Source organism: Iodobacter violaceini, assembly GCF_011601265.1.
Taxonomy (GTDB): domain Bacteria; phylum Pseudomonadota; class Gammaproteobacteria; order Burkholderiales; family Chitinibacteraceae; genus Iodobacter; species Iodobacter violaceini.
This window is the reverse complement of the sequence record NZ_JAAOLX010000047.1, coordinates 1-282: the sequence shown is the minus strand read 5'-3', so window position 1 is coordinate 282 and position 282 is coordinate 1. Positions and strand designations below refer to the sequence as shown.

Annotated in this window: 1 protein-coding gene; it reads left to right on the top strand. The window is 57.8% G+C overall.

Going from position 1 to position 282, the window contains the following annotated elements; all coding sequences use genetic code 11:
* A partial coding sequence (locus HA050_RS21790; protein ID WP_166830586.1) for a hypothetical protein occupies positions 1-282 on the top strand: 282 nt, incomplete at both ends.

Genomic DNA, 282 nt, shown 5'->3' with positions numbered 1-282 from the left:
ATGGCGTCACTTACAACGCAACCACCGGCCTGATCACCGTGCCTGCAGGCGTGACCAACTTCGCCGTCACTCTGCCAACGGTGGATGACGCACTGGTTGAAATCACCCCGGAAACCGTTCCTCTGACTATTGGCGGCGTGAGCGCCACCGGCGGAATTCTGGATAACGACAGCCCGGCCATTACCGGCATCGAAGTCGGCAATCCGGGTGTGGCGGATGACAATGTGGTGGAAGGTAATAACCTTGTCTTCAATGTTTCGCTCAGCACCGCCACCACCAAAG